This window comes from Hansschlegelia beijingensis, assembly GCF_045505405.1.
GTDB classification, from domain to species: domain Bacteria; phylum Pseudomonadota; class Alphaproteobacteria; order Rhizobiales; family Methylopilaceae; genus Methylopila; species Methylopila beijingensis_A.
Window position 1 is genome coordinate 1 of the sequence record NZ_JBJKEX010000703.1, and the last position, 592, is coordinate 592.

Below are 592 nucleotides of genomic sequence, written 5' to 3' on the forward strand. Positions count from 1 at the left end.
AGGTCGTCGAGGGCGTCGTCGGCCCAGGCGAGGCTCGCCCGGTCCTCGTAGAGCTGGCGCATGAGCGGGATGACCGACGAGCGGCCGACCAGCGCGCCGTCGACCTCCTCGGCGTCGCTGAGCAGCGGCGCGAGCTCCCCCGCGCCAGCGACGTCCGGCTCAACATAGAACACCGCGAGCGGGTCGCCGCCGAGATGAAGCTCGTGCAGGCGGCCGGCCGGGATCATCGCCGCCTCGCAGGCCCGCCAGGGGCCGCCCTCGAGGCGCAGCCCGAACGGGCCTCCGAGGCTCGACAGGAAGACGGGCGCGCCGTGCTGGTGGAAGGCGTTGTGGTCGAGCGAGCCGATGAACAGCGTCCGGCCGGCGTCGAGCCGCCAGAGCGGGGCGAGCGGCGCGTCCCCTGTCGCAGCAGGTCCGTACAAGCGCCGTTCCTCCGGGGTTCCTAACCTCGGGCCCTGGCCGGCAGGGGCCGGCAGCCAGGGGGGAGCCTAACGATGTTCAGCCAGAAGACCATCCTGACCCGAAGAGGCGCGGTCGCCTGCGCGACAGCCGCCCTGGCTGCGCCGGCGCTGCTGCGCGGCCTCGCGGCCCC

1 pseudogene is annotated in these 592 nt (G+C 74.5%); it reads right to left on the reverse strand.

The features are described from left to right. Nucleotides 1-422, reverse strand: a pseudogene (locus tag ACIKT0_RS19710) (AraC family transcriptional regulator); the annotation flags it as partial. Nucleotides 423-592: the final 170 nt, after the last annotated feature.